Genomic DNA, 17,189 nt, shown 5'->3' on the forward strand with positions numbered 1-17,189 from the left:
ATGCAAACATCAACCTGATTAGACCCCCGGGGCGGGTACGCTTTGGGGGTGTCGCATCGGTTTCCCCGAACCAGGTTCGGGACCGACGTAACCGGGGGCGTAGCACCCGGCATCGCCAACGGCAACAGCCGTAGCGGGTTCATTACGCTACCGAAGCAAACAAGAATAAATGGTTAAAGCCGGATTCAGCGTGCTGGTTCACCGTGGGTTGAACCGGTCGGGCGTAGCAAAATGCCTCCGAACAAACGAAAAGCGGGCTGCTCTTCCCATGGATTCGCGCTGGACCGAAACGATGATTGGACGGCATAGCGCGCCGATGGGCGCGTGGATGGCCTTTCTGTCGATCTGGTTCGGCCTGCCTGTCGCGGCGCAGAGCGTCGACACGGTCGACGTCGCCCGGGACCGCATCACCATCCGCCTCGACGCGCCCGCTGCCGGTGCCGCCAGCTTCGCGCTGGGCAGTCCCGACCGGCTGGTCGTCGACCTCGACGGCGTGGGGCCGGGCGGGCGCAGCGAAGCGGGCGGCGCGGTACGGGCGGTGCGACAGGGCCCGCGCACCGGCGGCGGCCGCATCGTGTTCGACCTGACCGAACCGGCGGTTGTCACCGACGGGCGGTTTTCCGACGACGGCCGGCGGCTGACGCTGACGCTGCGCGGCGTCGCGCCCGATCGCTTCGCGCGGGCGACCACCGCGGGGCGGATGCGGTTCCAGCCGCAACTGGCGATGGCGACGGTCGTGCCGGCATGGTCGTCGGCGGCGATGATCGTCGACCGTCGCCAGCGTGCCACCGCTTCGGTCCCCGTGCCCCGCAGCCGTCGTGGCCAGCGGCTTCCCTGGATCGAGGGCGATGCCGACCGGCCGTTGGTGGTGATCGATGCCGGCCATGGCGGGCACGATCCCGGCGCGATCTCTCCGCATGGCGGCATGCAGGAAAAGGACCTGACGCTGAAGACCGCCCGCGCGATCCGCGATTCGCTGCTGGCGAGCGGGCGGGTAAGGGTGGCGCTGACCCGCGACCGCGACGAGTTCCTCGTGCTGCAGGAACGCTATGCGATCGCGCGGCGGCTGGGGGCCAGCCTGTTCATCTCGATCCATTGCGACAGCGCCGAGAACCCCGACGCGACCGGTGCGAGCATCTATACCCTGTCAGAGGTCGCGTCCGACCGCGAGGCCGCCCGGCTGGCGGCACGCGAGAACAAGGCCGATATCCTCGCTGGGGTGGATCTCGGCCGGCAAAGCGCCGACATTTCGTCGATCCTGATCGACCTGACCCAGCGCGAGACGATGAACGCCTCGGCCGGGTTCGCCCGCCTGCTGGGACGCGAGGCGACCGGGGTCATCCCGCTGAAGCCGAACTATCACCGCATGGCGTCACTGATGGTGCTGAAGGCGCCCGACCTGCCCTCGATCCTGTTCGAAACCGGCTATCTGTCGAACGAGGCGGACGCGCAGCGGCTGGACTCCGCCGAAGGCCGCCGCGCGATTGCGAAAAGCGTGGAGCGTGCCGTCGAAGTGTATTTCGCCCGGCGGCTGGCGGCGCGCTGACGGGTTTCGCGAACGGTCCGTTCTAAATCGCGGTCAGCGGTCCACTTGCGACGACCGGCCCTGTCGGTGTCGCCTTCGGCGACCCGCCCGGCGGCTCGATCGAAATGGCGAGCACCAGCCCCGGCTGCAACGCCGCTCGCTCCGTCGGCGGCAGCGCGAGGCGCGTCGTCCCGCTGCCCGACAACAGCCCGAGGGAACGCGGCACGCCATCGCGGATGACCCAAAGCTGCGCCGCCTTGCCGGCGGGTGCAATGCCGGTGGCGACCACGCGGACCTGTCCCGCGCCGCCGTCGACGACCGCGCTGATCGGCGTTCCCGTCCCGTCGGATGGTTGGAGCGCGGCGAGCAGCGTTACCGTCGTCGCTCGATCGATCGGCGGCGGCAACACGGTTTCGGCCGGCCGCAGGACCATCACCAGGACAGCCGCAGCAGCAGCGGCGAGCGCGCTCGAGACGACCAATCGAAGGCCACCGCGCGTCTTCGGTGCCGTCGGCACGCCGATGTCGTCGATCAGACCCGCCGGTGCGGCAACGGGACGATATTCGACCAGCAAGTCGGCGAAACGCACGCGCCACCATTCGACCGCCCGCGCGAAGTCGGGATCGGATAGCGTCCGACGCAGGGCCTGTGCCCGTTCGTCCCCTTCGAGAAGGCCGAGGGCCAGTTCGCCGGCCAGCGCATCATCCTCAGCCGTCACCGACGCATCCCCGCAAATTCAGCAGGCCGCGACGTGCCCAGCTGCGCACGGTCGGTTCAGGCACGCCGTTGTCCTCGGCCAGCTGGGCATAGGTCAGTCCGCCGAAAAAGGCCGTGCGCAAGGTATCCCGCTGCCGGGGGTCCAGCGCATCGAGGCAGTCGTACAGACGCTGCGCCTCTTCGGTGCGTTCGAGCATGGCCAGCTGGTCCGGCGTGTCGTCGGCAATGTCGTCGGCGTCTTCGATCGGCCGCGTCATCCGTTTGCCGTAACCGCGCACCCAATCGATCGACCGGTTGCGGGCGATGGTGCCCAGCCACGACATCGGATGGGCGGCGGTCGGAACGAAGCTGCCGGCGCGCGTCCAGATCAGGTGATATACTTCGTGCAGGACATCTTCGGCTGCGCTTCGCTCCTCGCAAATCCGCATGCAGATGCCGAATAGCGAGGATGCGGTGAGTTCGTACAACGTCCCCAACGCCGCCCGATCCGCCGTTCCGACACGCTGCAGCAGCTCGCAAATCGCGACGCGCGCTGCATAAGGGTCGGCCGGGTGGTCCTTCACGATTGAGGACGTAGCCTAGCGGTCTGTGCCGCGCAACGAAATGGACCCGGATGTCGTACAGGGTCGATGCATCGCCCGACTCCGCTGACGGACAAGGAGGTCGGCATCGCCCGGCGCGTCAACCGCAGGGGAGCGAATCCGACCCTAATCGTGCCCCGGCCCGAGCGACGGATCGAGATCGCGCGGGCGGACGAAGGTCGTCAGGTGCCCGCACCCGTCGCACGCCCCCGCCCAATCGCCATCAAGTTCGAGCACCGCGACGCTGGCGGTCGGAAACTTCTCCTCCACCGCGCCGCGCAGCGGATTGCTCTCGGCCGACAGCAGCAGCACGAGGTCTTCGAGCCCCGGATTATGCCCGACCAGCAGCGCGCGCTCGACACCGGTGGGCAGTTTGCGGATCGCGTCGAGCAATGTTCCGGCGGAGGCGAGGTAGAGCGTACGGTCGTGCCGTGCATCTGGCAGCGTGCCGTAGCCGCGGCGGAAATGATCGAGCGTTTGGACGACGCGCCTCGCCGAACTGGCCGCCAGATGATCGAACTTCAGCCCCAGCTGCCGGACCTGCGCACCCATTGCGGTCGCAGCGCGCGCCCCCTTTGCGTTCAACGGGCGGTCATGGTCACTGAGCGCCGGATCGTCCCAGCCCGACTTGGCATGGCGCAGCAGCGTCAGCGTCTTCATACGGGCGGCTCCATCGGCAGGGCCTGCGCCCCATGCCCGACTTCGGTGCCCAAGGAAAGGGCGCGCGCGACCGCTTCGTCCAGCGTGCAGCGCGTGACCGGCGTCCCTTCCGGAAACGCGCCGAGCAGCCGCGACGGCATCGCGGCCGACAACAGCACGAACAGTCCGCGATCGTCGGCCCGGCGGATCAGCCGCCCGAACGCCTGTGCCAGCCGTGCGCGCACCATCCGGTCGTCATAGGCGCTGCCCCCGCCCGCCAACCGCCGCGCGGCGTGAAGGACGCCGGGCTTCACCCACGGCACCCCCTCCATCACCACCATCCGCAGCGAATGGCCGGGCACGTCGACCCCGTCGCGCAGCGCATCGGTGCCGATCAGCGAGGCGCGGGGATCGTCGCGAAAGATATCCACCAGCGTGCCGGTATCGATCGGATCGACATGCTGGGCATAGAGGGGCAGTCCGTCGCGCGCCAGGCGGTCGGCGATCCGCGCATGCACCCCGCGCAGCCGCCGGATCGCGGTGAACAGCCCCAGCGTGCCGCCGCCCGCGGCGACGATCAGCCGGCCATAGGCGTTGGCAAGCGCGGGCAGGTCGCCGCGCTTCACATCGGTGACGATCAGTACCTCGGCCTGGTTCGCATAGGCGAACGGGCTCGGCGCCTCGAAATGGCTCGGCGGGCGCATCAGGTGCGGCGCGCCAACGCGGGCATCGGCCACGTCCCAGTCGCCGCCCGCACGTAGTGTCGCCGACGTCACCAATACGCCATGCGCGGGCTTCAGCACCGTTTCGGCGAACGGGCGGGTGGGGTCGAGCCAGTGGCGGTGCAGCCCCATGTCGTATTCGCGCCCCTCGACCCGGTCGACCGTCATCCAGTCGACGAAATCGGGATCGACCGGCCCGCCGATCCGCGCGAGCAGCCGGCCCCATGCCGCTACCGTCTCCGCCCGCCAGCCGAGCGAGGCGATCGCCCCCTCGATCCGGGCGCGTGCGGGACCGTCCATCCAGTCCGGCCCTTCGGTAAGCACCGCCTCCAGCCGCTTGCCCAGCGCAATGAGGGGACGCAGCAGCGCGTCCAATGCCTGCGCGGCGGGGCCGGCGGCGTCGATCAGCTCGGGGGGCGGTTCGCTGAGTTCGGTTTCCAGCCCGTATCCCGCTTCGCCATCCTTGGCGCGGGCGAACACCGCGCCACGCACGCAGGCGAGCAGTTCCTCGACCGGACCGAACGGATTGCCCTCCTGTATCCGCGCCAGCCAGCCATCGGCGGGCAGCAGCCGCGCGGCGTCGACCGCCGCCGCCATCGCCTCGCCCCCCGCAGCGTCATAGCTGGCGACATCGGACAGCCGTGCCGCGAGTCCCCGCCGTCGCCCGCGCCCGCCGCCTTCGGGACCGAGGACCCAGCGGCGGATCTCGATCGCCTCCATGCCGGTCAGCGCGGCGGAGAACATCGCGTCGGCTGCCTCGAACAGGTGATGGCCTTCGTCGAAGACATAGCGGGTCGGCCGCGTCCCCGTCTCGCGTCCACGCGCCGCGTTGACCATCACCAGCGCATGGTTGGCGATGACGATATCGGCCTGTGCCGACGCCCGTGCTGCGCGCTCGATGAAGCATTTCCGGTAATGCGGGCAGCCGGCATAGATGCATTCGCCGCGCCGGTCGGTCAGCGCGGTCGATCCGTTGCGGCGGAACAGCGTCGGCAGCCAACCGGGTAGATCGCCGCCGATCATGTCGCCATCGGCGCTATACGCCGCCCAGCGCGCGACGAGATGCGCCAGCACTGCCGCCCGCCCCTGAAACCCGCCTTGCAGCGCGTCCTCGAGGTTCAGCAGGCACAGGTAATTCTCACGCCCCTTGCGCGTCACCACCTTTTCGCGGCGTTCGGCGGCATCGGGGAAGACGCGGACGCTTTCCTGCGCCAGCTGGCGTTGCAGCGCCTTGGTAAAGGTCGACACCCACACCGCGCCATCGGCGGCCTGCGACCACAGCGAGGTGGGGGCGAGATAGCCGAGCGTCTTGCCGATCCCGGTCCCCGCCTCCGCCAGCACCATGTTCGGCGTGTCGCGCGCCGCGCGGGGAGCGAACGCCTGCGTCGCGGCGGCGGCGAAGGCGCGTTGTCCCGGCCGGGCCTCCGCCGCGCTGCCGGTCAGGTCGGCCAGCCGTTCGGCGACCGCATCGGGTGCTAGCGTGACGGTGCGCGGGTTGGCGCGGGGCGGCGCCTCTTCCCATTCGGGCAGCTTGCTGAACAGCCAGCGTTCGGCGGTATCGGGCTTGGGCAGCACCTGCCCCAATGCTGGCGCCCATGGCCAGCGCAGGCGGAACAGCGATTGCGCTGCGGTCCATGCCCCCTCCTGTTCGGGCCATGGCGCCGACGTGGTCGCGATCAGCGCTTCCGCCGCCCGGCGCAGCAACCCGGCCACCGCCGCTTCGTCGGTCGGTAGCGGCAGGCCGAGCGCCTGCGCCAGCCCCTTGGGCGTCGGCACCGCAAAACGTGCCGGATGAACGAAGGCGAACAATTCGAGCAGGTCGAGCCCCGATAGCTCGGCATAACCCAGCCGCTGCCCGATCAGCGCCGCGTTGAGGACGATCGTCGGGGTGTCCGCGACCAGCGCGATCGCCTCCCCCCGGCTGACTTCGCGTGTGCCGTCACCGGTCGCGATCCAGACGCCGGAATGACTGGCGTGGAGGGCGGGATAGGGGAGCATGGCGCAGCCTTAGCGCGGCAGACCCGGGAACGGAAGCGGAACGCTTAAAATTCTCCCCGTGCCGGGGGGATTTAGTCGATTTTCGCCCGCTGCCGTTCCGCCCAGTCCTTACCCTCGTCACCACCCCAAAGCAGCCACGCGATATACCCCGCCGACGGGTCGTTATCGTCGCCCCAGCTATGCGCCTTGGTATCCTTATCGATCTTGTGCCGTGCGAAATAGCTGTGCATCGACTTCACGTCGGCATCCGAAATCGCCCCGCCCCCGGTGATCTGTTTCGCTCGGTTGACCCCGACTTCGGTCCCGCCGCGATCGAATTTCTCGCGCAGCGTCAGGCCCCTTTCGGCATTCGCCGCCATCTTCTTCGTCGGTGTATGTTCGTCGGCCGTCGGCTATCCTCTCTGGACAGCCCAACTGCTTCAGATGCTTGCCCGTTCCATCACCACAGCACGCCCTTGTCCGGCTTCAGCGGCTCCGGCGCCGGGTCGCCGATCGCCTGCAACAGGTCGATCTCGATCGTCCGGCACATCGCGGTCAGCGGCAGGTCGTGCACCGTATTCGCAAACGGATCGGCCAGATCCTCGCCGATCTGCAGCACCGCAAGGAACATCAGTCCGGCCAGTCCCGACCCCAGCGGCGTGGCGATGCCCAGTGTCTCGACCAGCCCGATCGGCAGGACGATGCAGAACAGCCGGGTGAACAGCGACGGCAGAAACCGGTACTGCACCGGCAGCGGCGTGTTCTTGATCCGCTCCATGCCGCCCTGCGCATTGGCGATGTCGATCAGGACGCTTTCGAGGCTGGTCTGCTGGATGCTGTCGATCCAGCCGCGGCGCTGCGCCTCTGCGATCCGTTCGCCGGTGCCGTCGAGCAGCCCGTTGGCGACGTTGGTACGACCCAGCGGATCGCCCGCCTCGTCGCGCGACAGGAACCGGTGCACCTCGTCCTTCGAATCCAGCCGCCGCAACTGACAGCGCAGCGCATGGACATACGCGACGTGGCGCAGCACGATCGATCGCTTCAGGTCACGCTTCGGCCCGTCATCTTCCGGACCGATGAACGCGATTGCCGCGCGCGCCAGGTTGCGCGACGCATTGATCATCAGCCCCCAGAGCGACCGCCCTTCCCACCAGCGGGCATAGGCGGAATTGACCCGAAAGCCGAGAAACAGCGCCAGCGCCGAACCGAAGATGGTCAGCGGCAGCGATGGCGCTTTGAACGGCAGCACGAAATAGATGACGGTGACGATCACATCCCAAACGAACAGCGCGAGCGCCGGTTTCCATACTTCCGCGACGATGCGCGGCAGGCGGGGTGCGTCGGATACGATCATTGCTCCACGCTACGCCCAACGCGTGACAAGGTTGCATCGCAACTGGTGGAAATATCGCGCCCGACCGCGTATCTGGGACCGATGACCGACCCCATCATTCGCAATGCAGCATTGGTTTCAAAGGCTTGGCCCTATGAGGAGGCGCGCAAGATTTTGAAGCGCTATCCGGACGGAAAACCGGGTGGTGTGCCGATCCTGTTCGAAACCGGTTATGGACCGTCGGGTCTGCCGCATATCGGCACGTTCAACGAGGTGCTGCGCACGACGATGGTGCGCAGGGCGTTTATGGAACTGTCGGACCAGCCGACGCGCCTCATAGCGTTTTCGGACGATATGGACGGCCTGCGCAAGGTGCCGGACAATGTGCCGAACGGCGACATCCTGCACGAACATCTCGGCAAGCCGCTGAGCGAAATTCCCGATCCGTTCGGCACACATGCCAGCTTCGCGGCGCATAACAACGCCCGACTGCGGGCGTTCCTCGACCAATATGGTTTCGAATACGAGTTCGCGTCGTCGACCGACTATTATCGCGGCGGCAAATTCGACGATGCGTTGAAGGACGTCCTGCGCAACATGCAGGCGATCCTCGACATCATGCTGCCGACGCTGGGCGCCGAACGTCGCGCGACCTATTCGCCGGTGCTGCCGATTTCGCCCACCAGTGGCATCGTATTGCAGGTGCCGGTCGAGGTGCTGGACGCCGACGCCGGCATGGTCGCGTTCATGGATGGCGACACCCGCGTCGAGCAATCGGTGCTGTCGGGCGGTGCGAAGCTGCAATGGAAGGTCGACTGGGCGATGCGCTGGGCGGCACTCGGCGTCGATTACGAGATGGCGGGCAAGGATCTGATCGATTCGGTGACCCAGTCGTCGAAGATCGCGCGTGTGCTGGGCGCCCGCCCGCCCGAGGGTTTTAACTATGAGATGTTCCTTGATGAACATGGGCAGAAGATTTCGAAGTCGAAGGGCAACGGCCTCAGCCTCGAACAATGGCTGACCTATGGTCCGCCCGAAAGCGTCGCCTTCTACGCCTATCGCGAGCCGAAAAAGGCCAAGCAGCTGCATCTGGGCGTGATCCCGCGCGCGATCGACGAATATTGGCAGTTCCGTGCCAATTACGCCGGTCAGCCGGTAGAGCAGCAGCTCGGCAACCCGGTCCACCACATTCACGGCGGCCCGCCGCCCGCCGACACGCTGCCGGTGACGTTCGGGCTGTTGCTTAATCTGGTCGGGGTGATGGGCGAGGCGACCAAGCCGCAGGTGTGGGGCTATCTGGCGAACTATGTCGAGGATGCCTCTGCCGAGCGCTATCCGGCGCTCGACGCACTGATCGACCATGCGCTGGCCTATGTCCGCGATGTGGCAGACAAGCCCGAACGCCGCGCCCCGACCGAGGTGGAGCGAGCGGCGCTGGAACGGCTCGATGCCGATCTGACGGCGATGCCGGCCGATGCTACGCCTGAGGACATTCAGAACACGGTGTACGAGATCGGCAAGACCGCCGGCTTCGAAAGCCTGCGCGACTGGTTCAAGGCCTGCTACGAAACGCTGCTCGGCACGCCGCAGGGGCCGCGGATGGGCAGCTTCATCGCACTCTACGGTATCGACAACACGCGCAAGCTGATCGCCGAGGCGCTGACACGGTAGGGGGCGGATCGATCCTGGCGGTGCCGTTCGATCTTCGTCATTCCCGCGGAGGCGGGAATCCATAAACGCTGGCGCTTCGGTTCGATCCGCAACGATAGTGCATATGGACTCCCGCCTGCGCGGGAGTGAGGGTGTAGGCGGAGGGATGGGCTAAACGCACGCCCTCCCTCCCATGGAGGGGATCAGGTCCGCCCTACTTCCGATCCGCGTAGAACTTTTTCACCACATTCCACCCTTCCTCCGCCGTCTCGACAAAGGTGATCAGGTCGAGATCGCGCTCCGAAATCACGCCCTCCTCGACCAGCGCGTCCCAGTTGACGACCCGGTCCCAGAACTCCCGGCCATAGAACAGCACCGGGATCGGCTCGATCTTGCCGGTCTGGATCAGTGTCAGCAGCTCGAAGCTCTCGTCGAACGTGCCGAAGCCGCCGGGGAACACCGCCACCGCGCGGGCGCGCAGCAGGAAGTGCATCTTGCGCAGCGCGAAATAGTGGAACTGCATCGACAGCGCCGGGGTGACGTACGGGTTCGGCGCCTGTTCGTGCGGCAGGACGATGTTCAGCCCGATTGATTCGGCACCGGCTTCGTTCGCGCCCCGATTGGCGGCTTCCATGATCGACGGGCCGCCGCCCGAACAGACCACGAAGTGACGCTTGCCGTTGACGTCGTCGGGGAACTGGCTGGCGTTGAACGCGAGTTCGCGTGCCACATCGTAATAATGCGATTTGGCGACGATCCGCTCGGCGATCGCGCGCGATTTGTCGTCCTGCGCGAGGTCGAGCAGCACCTCGGCCTTTTCGGGTTCGGGAATCCGCGCCGAGCCATAGATGACGAAGGTCGAGGCGATGTTCGCCTCGTCGAGCAGCAGCGAGGGCTTGAGCAGTTCGAGCTGGAACCGCACCGGCCGCAAATCCTCGCGCAGCAGGAATTCCATGTCCTGGAACGCCAGTCGATAGGCGGGGTGTTCGGTCTGGGGGGTCGACAGCTGCGCGCGGGCCGCTTCGGCTTCCTGCTTGGCCCCGCGGAACACGCGGGACGGTACTTTTGTATCGGTCATAGGTGACAGGGTTGTAAGCACGCCTGTGAATGGCGGCAAGCACGATGCATCAACGGCAGAGCGGCCGCCCGCCCATGTCGAAATGGAAGTGATTGCGGTGCGCGGCGTTATAGTCGGGGCCGAGCGTGGTGACGAACCGCTTGCAGGCAGACCGGTGGACGATGCGCAGGAATTCGCGGACCTGCGGGTCGGCGCTGTTCCAGTCTCGCTCCAGCACGATCCTGCGCCCGTCGGCCAGCGTGAATCCACCGATATCGACCGCATTGGCGAGGCCGTGTTCGGACACCCGCCCGGCCGAGCGCGGGCCGCCGCCGATGATGCCGCGACAGACATAGGTGCCATAGCTGTCGATCCGCACCACCTCACTGCCCAATATCTGCCGCGCGGCGGGGCGGACGCCGTGCCGGACCCAGCCGACCAGCGCGCGGGCGGCGGGACAGCGTATCGCCTTCAATCCATTCACCGGCACCCCGATTTCGAGCAACTGGACGGCGCCCAGCACGACGCAGCCCGACCCGTAATCGCGATCGGGCAAGGGACTGAACCGCACCTCGGCCTGCGACAGGTCGGCAAAGCATTGCTGGGTATCGCGCGACGTCACCGTCGGCAGGGTAACCGGCCCCGACGGACGCTGCGCGATCGGTCGCGATCGTGACGGTGGCGGCGATGCCTCCCGGCGATCGCCACCGCCGACGCAACTCGCCAGGATCAGGCAACAGGACAGGAGCAACCGGCGGGACGCGTACATCGGCTGCCCTGCTCCCACGCGCCGCGACGGTCGACAAGCGGCAATGCGCCAGAGCGTGTCCGCTACCCCCGCGAAGCGAATAAGGTAACCGCTGTCACGGAAAGGATTGCTCGCACTAGTATTTTTTGAATATGTACTACTTTCGGATGACCCGCCAACGGGTCGTTACCTCTCGTCCATGTTCCGGCAACGGACCGCTTTGCAAAGGGACTGCAGCGTGACCATCGTCGTTCGAACCCTGTCCGACCGCGTGTTCGAAATCGTGCGCGAACGCATCGTCAGCGGGGCACTCCCGGAAACCGTGCCGATTCGGCAGGATGCGCTGGCAAGCGAGCTGGGCGTCAGCAAGATTCCGCTGCGCGAGGCGCTGGCCCGGCTGGAACAGGAAGGGCTGGTCGCCGGACAGGCGAATCGCGGCTATACCGTGCGGCCGATGTCGGCCACGCAGGCCGAGGAAATCTACGAACTGCGCCTTGCCGTCGAGCCCAGTGCCGTCGCCTATGCCGCGCGCCATGCCGACGACCGCTATCGGGCGGCGGCGGTGGAGGCGTTCGAACGGCTGGAGGAAGGAACAAGCGACGATCTGCTCGACGCGGCGGCGCGCAACCGCGCGTTCCACGCGGCGCTGGTCGCGGCGGCGGGGCGCGACCTGACGATCGATCTGGTGCAGCGGCTGTCGGTACTGGCGGAGCGCTATGTCGTCGCGCATCTGCGCCCCGCCGGTCGCGGCAACCGGGCGCATAGCGAACATCGCGCGCTGCTCGACGCATGGCTGGCACGCGATGCCGATGCGGTGCGTGCGATGCTGACCCGCCACCTGCTGATGACGATCGAAGATCTGCGCAGCGAATTTGCGGCCGCCGCCGCCTGATCTGCTATAGCCTGTGCGTATGTACCGTTTCGTTCTCGGCCTCCTCGCCCTGTCGCTGGCCGCTGTCCCGGCAACGGCGCGCGACATTCTGTTCATCGGCAACAGCTTCACCTTCGGCGCGGGCTCCCCGGTCGAAAAGTATCGACCCGACAGCGTCACCGACCTGAATGGCGAGGGGATCGGCGGCGTGCCCGCGTTGTTCCGCGCCTTTGCCGAACAGGCCGGGCTCGACTGGACGGTGTCGCTCGAAACCTCGCCCGGCAAGGACCTGGCGTTCCATTACGCCAACAAGCGCGCAGCGATCGACCGGCGCTGGGACGTGGTGATCCTGCAGGGCTATTCGACGCTCGACGCCGATCGCCCCGGTGATGTCACCCGCCACGGCGAAGCGGCCGGACAGCTGGCCGCGCTGGTCCGCGCGCGCAATCCGCAGGCGTCGGTGAAGCTGGTCGAAACCTGGTCGCGCGCCGATCTGACCTATCGTCCCGGCAGCCCATGGTCGGGCAAGCCGATAACGGCGATGGCGCAGGACCTGGCCAAGGCCAACCGGCGCGTCGCGCGGACCACGCCGGGTATTGCCGGCACGATTCCCGTCGGCAGCGCATGGAACCGCGCGATCGCGATGCGGGTGGCCGATGCCAATCCCTATGACGGCGTCGATCCGGGCAAGCTGGGACTGTGGGCCGACGACCAGTATCATGGCAGCAGTGCGGGCTATTATCTGGAGGCGCTGACGATCTTCGGGCGGGTCACCGGATATGACGTCCGCCGGCTGGGCGCCGAGGAGCGCGCCGCCGCCGATCTCGGGCTGACCGGGGAACAGGCGGTCGCGCTGCAGCGAATCGCGTGGACGACGCTGCGCCGGAACCGGTGATGCGGGTCCTGATCGCGGTGCTGCTGCTGGCCGGATGCGGCGGCGGCGATGGGGATCGCGCGGCACGCCTCGCCAAGGCGGGCAAGACCGCCGACCTTCCCGCCCTGCTGCGCGTCGCCGATGTGGAGGCAGGGCGGCGGGCGTTCGGGCAGTGTGCCGCGTGCCATACGATCGGCAAGGGCGGGCAGGCGCTGGCCGGCCCCAATCTGCACGGCATCCTCGGTCGTGCGGTCGCGGGCGATCCCCGCTTCGGCTATACCCAGGCGTTGAAGGACCATGGCGGGCGCTGGGACGATGCGCGAATGGACGCGTGGCTTGCGGCGCCGGTGCGGGTGGTGCCGGGCACGCGGATGGCATTCCTTGGCGTTCGCGATCCGATGGAGCGCGCGGACCTGATCGCATATCTACGATCGGAGAGCCGTTAACGTCACCCCAGCGAAGGCTGGGGTCTCTCGCGGCTCTTGCTGCGTACCACCACCAGAAGATCCCAGCCTTCGCTGGGATGACGTTTGTAACCTACAACTGATGCCCGGTGCGGTCGCGCTTGGTCGCCAGATAGCCGACATTGTGCGGGTTGGGCGGCAGATGGTGGGGCACACGTTCGGCCACGGTGATGCCGGCCGCTTCCAGCCCCGCGACCTTGGCCGGGTTGTTGGTCAGCAAGCGGATGCGATCCTGCCCCAGCAGTGACAGCATCCGCCCGGCAACCCCGAAATCGCGCGCATCGATCGCGAAGCCCAGGCGGGTGTTCGCATCGACCGTATCGAACCCTTGGTCCTGCAACGCATAGGCGCGCAGCTTGTTGACCAGCCCGATCCCGCGTCCTTCCTGCCGCAGGTACAGCAGGATGCCCCAACTGGCGTCGGCGATCGCGTGGATCGCGGCGTGCAGCTGCGGTCCGCAATCGCATTTCAGACTGCCGAGCACGTCGCCGGTCAGGCATTCGCTATGCAGCCGTACCAGCGGCGGCCGCCCGTCGCTCTGCCCGATGACCAGCGCGACATGCTCTCCCGCCGCATCGGGGGTGCGGAACGCGACGATCTCGCTCGACTCGGCGCCGGCGACCGGCAGCTTCGCGCGGGCGACGATGGTCAGCCGGTCGGCATCCTCATGTGCGTCGATCGCCGCCGGGGTAATCGTCACTTCGGCCCCCACGCCGCCTGCGACGAACGCTGGCAGCAATCCGGCGATGCGGGCGAGGCGCAGCGCGGCGGTGGCAGCGAGTGGCGCGGGCGACTCGATGCCGCGGAACGGCCCCTTCATCGGCGTGGCGAGGTCGAGCTGCGGATCGGCCAGCGCGGTCGCGGCGGCGAAGTCGGTCCATGCCTCGCGCCGGATCGATACCGGCTGGTCGGGTTCGGCCGCCGCGCGCTGGTTGACGATGCGCAGCGTCTCGGCCCGCCCGAACGACAGCAGGATATGCGCCGTGCCCGCAGGGTCGAACGCGTCGAGCCGAGTCGCATCGGCGGTTTCGATCGGCAACAGCGTCAGCGGCGGCTCCCCCGGCGCATGAATCGCGATGGCCCAACCGCGGCGCAGCGCGTCGATCGCCCGGGCAACGTCACGAGTTTCACTCAAAACCGGAACTCCGTGACGATCGGGATGTGATCGCTGGGTTTCAGCCAGCTGCGCGCATGCTCGTACACGCGGTGCGCCGTCGCCCGGGCCGCGACGTCGCGGCTGGCCCACATATGGTCGAGCCGCCGCCCGCGGTCCGACGCCGCCCAGTCCTTCGCGCGGTAGCTCCACCACGTGTAGAGCCGCGCCGGGGCGGGCACGAAGTGGCGGCCGAGATCGACCCAGTCGTTCGCCGCCTGCAACCGCGCCAATGCCGCGACCTCTACGGGCGTATGGCTGACGACGTCGAGCAGTTGCTTGTGGCTCCACACGTCGCTTTCGAGCGGGGCGACGTTGAAGTCGCCGACCAGCAGCGTCGGGATGCCCGCCAGCCCCGCCGACCACGTCGTCATCCGTTCCAGAAAGTCGAGCTTCTGGCCGAATTTCGGGTTCACCTCGCGGTCGGGCACGTCGCCGCCCGCCGGGATATAGACGTTTTCGATCCGCAAGCCGTTCGCCAGCCGCACGCCGAGATGCCGCGCCTCGCCATTGGCCTGCCAGTCGAGCCGGTCATCCTCGACCAGCGGTACCTTCGACACGACGGCGACGCCGTGGTGCATCCGCTGTCCGTTGATCGCGATATGGGTATAGCCCAGCCGCCGCAGCGGTTCGTGCGGGAAGTCGCGATTCTCGACCTTCGTTTCCTGCAGGCACAGCACATCGGGCTGCGCGTCGCGCAGGAACTGCTCGACGATATCCATGCGGAAGCGGACGGAATTGATGTTCCACGAAGCGACCGAAAGTGTGTCCATGGCGATGCCTGTATCGTCGCGGGCGCGCCTGCGCCAGATAGCGAACGCTGCCGCTGCGGGCCGATACGCACCGCAAAAGGAAAGGCCCCCGCTCCGGGGGCATGGAGCGAGGGCCGACCTAGCGTTGGTCACGCAGGCGGGCGTTGGAGACCCGGGCAACAGGGGGGAAAATCCCGGACGCGCCCCAACACCGCGTCAGCAGCAATAGGGCCGCAAACCTGTCGCCAACATGAACGCACGCGTTATTTTTGAAATTCCGTATTCAATTGGTCGCAGCTGGGCCACGGGTCGTCAGCGACGGACGCGACGGGGTTCGTTGAACCTGAACGCGCTGTCGGCGACCGGCACGTTAAAGCGCTGGTTGGTCAGCCGCACCGTCGTCCGGTTCGCCTGGGCATCCAGCGCGACCCAACCCTGCAGCATCAACCCCGCGGGGGCGGAGGACTGGCGCGCGAAGATCATCGTGATCCGGCCATATTCGGGACGCTTCGGGTCGTACGCCTCGACGCTGACGATGCGCGGGTCGTTCGACGGCACGACGCGCGCGAATTTCGATGCGTCGCGTTCGGGGTTCAGCAGGATGCCGAGCGGCGAGTTGCCGATCGGCCAACGCTGCTTCTGTCCGACCTGATAGTCGAGGAAGTAGAGCGACTTGCCGTCGGACACGAGCAGGATCGGCACGCTCTTTTCATATTGGAAGCGGATCTTGCCCGGCTTTTTCAGCGTCAGCTGCCCCGACAGGACGCGACCGTTGCGGTCGGTCTGGGTAAAGTCCGCGGTCATCGTCTGCGCTGCGGCAAGGTGCCGCTGGACCGAGGCGAGGTCGTTCTGCGGCGCCTGCGCATGGATCGCCGCCGGGGCGGCGATGGCGAGAACGGGGGCGAGCGCGAGGGCGATCGGGCGGATGGGGCGTCTCCAGGTCATGCGGGCGGGGTAGAATCGCGGCATTGAACGCGGCCTGAACCCGTGGGTTGCGTGGCGCCCTTCCCCCATCGTCGTACCCCCGCCTGCGCGGGGGTACGTTCAATGCGCGTAAGTCTTACAACCGATGCTCGCCCTTCACCCAACGGACCGTGCCCGAGCTGGCGCGCATCACGACGCTTTCGGTGGTCATCTTGCCCGGCATGCGCTTCACGCCCTTCAGCAGCGAACCATCGGTCACGCCGGTCGCCGCGAAGATGCAGTCGCCGCGCGCCAGTTCGGTCAGGTCGTATTGCTTGTCGAGGTCGGTGACGCCCCACTTCGCCGCGCGGGCGCGTTCGTCGTCGTTGCGGAACAGCAGCCGGCCCTTGAACTGCCCGCCGACGCAGCGCAGCGCCGCGGCGGCCAGTACGCCCTCGGGCGCGCCGCCCTGGCCCATATACAGGTCGATGGTGGTGTCGGGATCGCTGGTCGCGATCACGCCGGCGACGTCGCCATCGCCGATCAGCATCACGCCGCACCCGACCGCACGCAGCTCGGCGATCATCGCTTCGTGGCGCGGACGGTTGAGGACGCAGACGATGATGTCGTGCGGATCGACGCCCTTGGCCTTGGCGATCGCGGTCACGTTTTCGGTCGGCGAGCGGTCGAGGTCGATGATCCCCTCGGGATAGCCCGGACCGCAGGCGATCTTGTCCATATAGACGTCGGGGGCGTTCAGCAGGCCGCCCTTCTCCGCGATCGCCAACACTGCGAGGCTGTTCGGCCCGGCGGTCGCGCAGATCGTGGTGCCTTCCAGCGGATCGAGCGCGATGTCGATCTCCGGTCCCTTGCCGATACCGACCTTCTCGCCGATGAACAGCATCGGTGCCTCGTCGCGCTCGCCCTCGCCGATGACGACGGTGCCGTCCATGTAGAGTTCGTTCAGCGCGGCGCGCATCGCTTCGACCGCGGCGGCGTCGGCGGCCTTTTCATCGCCCCGCCCGACCAGCGTCGATGCGGCGATCGCCGCCGCTTCGGTGACGCGCACCATTTCGAGGACGAGCACGCGGTCGAGGGTGTTGCTGACAGGCTGCATTGGGACGAAGCTCCTAGCCGTTAAACGGATTAAACGCGCGATAGGCGACATGCTCTTGCCGGGCAAGTCGCGTCGTCGGATAAGTGGTGTCTATCCTTCCCGAAAG

At 67.4% G+C, this 17,189-nt stretch carries 17 protein-coding genes; 5 read left to right on the forward strand and 12 right to left on the reverse strand.

Features of this window, described 5'->3' with window-relative positions:
• Positions 1 to 316: 316 nt before the first annotated feature.
• On the forward strand, positions 317 to 1,546 hold the full coding sequence (locus MF610_RS11075) for an N-acetylmuramoyl-L-alanine amidase (protein WP_242196279.1): 1,230 nt from the start codon (positions 317 to 319) through the stop codon (positions 1,544 to 1,546).
• Between the two features lie 22 nt (positions 1,547 to 1,568).
• On the opposite strand, the gene MF610_RS11080 is transcribed toward MF610_RS11075, so the two are convergent.
• The 6 genes from MF610_RS11080 to MF610_RS11105 form a co-directional block, all read right to left on the reverse strand.
• Complete coding sequence (locus MF610_RS11080; RefSeq protein ID WP_242196282.1) at positions 1,569 to 2,243, reverse strand: anti-sigma factor; 675 nt, start codon at positions 2,241 to 2,243, stop codon at positions 1,569 to 1,571.
• Complete coding sequence (locus tag MF610_RS11085) at positions 2,233 to 2,805, reverse strand: sigma-70 family RNA polymerase sigma factor (protein WP_242196284.1); 573 nt, start codon at positions 2,803 to 2,805, stop codon at positions 2,233 to 2,235. The genes MF610_RS11080 and MF610_RS11085 overlap by 11 nt, the downstream gene beginning before the upstream one ends.
• A 144-nt stretch (positions 2,806 to 2,949) precedes the next feature.
• On the reverse strand, positions 2,950 to 3,483 hold the full coding sequence (locus MF610_RS11090) for a SixA phosphatase family protein (RefSeq protein ID WP_242196288.1): 534 nt from the start codon (positions 3,481 to 3,483) through the stop codon (positions 2,950 to 2,952).
• A complete protein-coding gene (locus tag MF610_RS11095) occupies positions 3,480 to 6,182 on the reverse strand; it encodes an ATP-dependent DNA helicase (protein WP_242196291.1) in 2,703 nt (900 codons plus the stop codon). Before MF610_RS11095 ends, MF610_RS11090 begins: the two co-directional genes overlap by 4 nt.
• Before the next feature lie 71 nt (positions 6,183 to 6,253).
• Positions 6,254 to 6,541 carry a hypothetical protein gene (locus tag MF610_RS11100; RefSeq protein ID WP_242196294.1) on the reverse strand — a complete coding sequence of 96 codons (288 nt, stop codon included), beginning with the start codon at positions 6,539 to 6,541 and terminating at the stop codon, positions 6,254 to 6,256.
• Between the two features lie 80 nt (positions 6,542 to 6,621).
• A complete protein-coding gene (locus MF610_RS11105) occupies positions 6,622 to 7,515 on the reverse strand; it encodes a bestrophin family protein (protein ID WP_242196297.1) in 894 nt (297 codons plus the stop codon).
• A gap of 81 nt (positions 7,516 to 7,596) precedes the next feature.
• Here MF610_RS11105 and MF610_RS11110 point away from each other — a divergent pair, with 81 nt between their 5' ends.
• On the forward strand, positions 7,597 to 9,165 hold the full coding sequence (locus MF610_RS11110) for a lysine--tRNA ligase (protein WP_242196299.1): 1,569 nt from the start codon (positions 7,597 to 7,599) through the stop codon (positions 9,163 to 9,165).
• 193 nt (positions 9,166 to 9,358) lie between these two features.
• Here the strand turns inward: MF610_RS11110 and MF610_RS11115 are convergent, their stop codons facing one another.
• Both MF610_RS11115 and MF610_RS11120 read right to left on the reverse strand, forming a co-directional pair.
• Positions 9,359 to 10,222, reverse strand: coding sequence for an LOG family protein (locus tag MF610_RS11115; protein WP_242196300.1), 864 nt, complete (start codon positions 10,220 to 10,222; stop codon positions 9,359 to 9,361).
• Between the two features lie 49 nt (positions 10,223 to 10,271).
• Complete coding sequence (locus MF610_RS11120) at positions 10,272 to 10,970, reverse strand: extensin family protein (RefSeq protein ID WP_242196302.1); 699 nt, start codon at positions 10,968 to 10,970, stop codon at positions 10,272 to 10,274.
• A 217-nt stretch (positions 10,971 to 11,187) separates the two neighbouring features.
• Here MF610_RS11120 and MF610_RS11125 point away from each other — a divergent pair, with 217 nt between their 5' ends.
• From MF610_RS11125 to MF610_RS11135, 3 genes are read left to right on the forward strand one after another with little or no spacing between them, the layout of a single operon-like run.
• Complete coding sequence (locus tag MF610_RS11125) at positions 11,188 to 11,841, forward strand: GntR family transcriptional regulator (protein ID WP_242196304.1); 654 nt, start codon at positions 11,188 to 11,190, stop codon at positions 11,839 to 11,841.
• A gap of 19 nt (positions 11,842 to 11,860) precedes the next feature.
• Positions 11,861 to 12,715: an SGNH/GDSL hydrolase family protein gene (locus MF610_RS11130; RefSeq protein ID WP_242196307.1), complete on the forward strand. Its 855-nt coding sequence runs from the start codon at positions 11,861 to 11,863 to the stop codon at positions 12,713 to 12,715.
• A complete protein-coding gene (locus MF610_RS11135; protein WP_242196310.1) occupies positions 12,715 to 13,140 on the forward strand; it encodes a c-type cytochrome in 426 nt (141 codons plus the stop codon). Before MF610_RS11130 ends, MF610_RS11135 begins: the two co-directional genes overlap by 1 nt.
• A gap of 91 nt (positions 13,141 to 13,231) precedes the next feature.
• On the opposite strand, the gene ribA is transcribed toward MF610_RS11135, so the two are convergent.
• The 4 genes from ribA to glpX form a co-directional block, all read right to left on the reverse strand.
• Positions 13,232 to 14,293 carry a GTP cyclohydrolase II gene (gene ribA, locus MF610_RS11140; RefSeq protein ID WP_242196313.1) on the reverse strand — a complete coding sequence of 354 codons (1,062 nt, stop codon included), beginning with the start codon at positions 14,291 to 14,293 and terminating at the stop codon, positions 13,232 to 13,234.
• On the reverse strand, positions 14,290 to 15,084 hold the full coding sequence (locus MF610_RS11145) for an exodeoxyribonuclease III (RefSeq protein WP_242196316.1): 795 nt from the start codon (positions 15,082 to 15,084) through the stop codon (positions 14,290 to 14,292). The genes ribA and MF610_RS11145 overlap by 4 nt, the downstream gene beginning before the upstream one ends.
• Positions 15,085 to 15,375: 291 nt before the next feature.
• Positions 15,376 to 16,008: a LolA family protein gene (locus MF610_RS11150; protein ID WP_242196319.1), complete on the reverse strand. Its 633-nt coding sequence runs from the start codon at positions 16,006 to 16,008 to the stop codon at positions 15,376 to 15,378.
• A gap of 115 nt (positions 16,009 to 16,123) precedes the next feature.
• Positions 16,124 to 17,083 carry a class II fructose-bisphosphatase gene (gene glpX / locus MF610_RS11155; RefSeq protein ID WP_242196322.1) on the reverse strand — a complete coding sequence of 320 codons (960 nt, stop codon included), beginning with the start codon at positions 17,081 to 17,083 and terminating at the stop codon, positions 16,124 to 16,126.
• Between the last annotated feature and the right edge of the window lie 106 nt (positions 17,084 to 17,189).

It is taken from the genome of Sphingomonas hankookensis, from assembly GCF_022664465.1.
In the GTDB taxonomy this organism is placed as follows: Bacteria; Pseudomonadota; Alphaproteobacteria; order Sphingomonadales; family Sphingomonadaceae; genus Sphingomonas; species Sphingomonas hankookensis.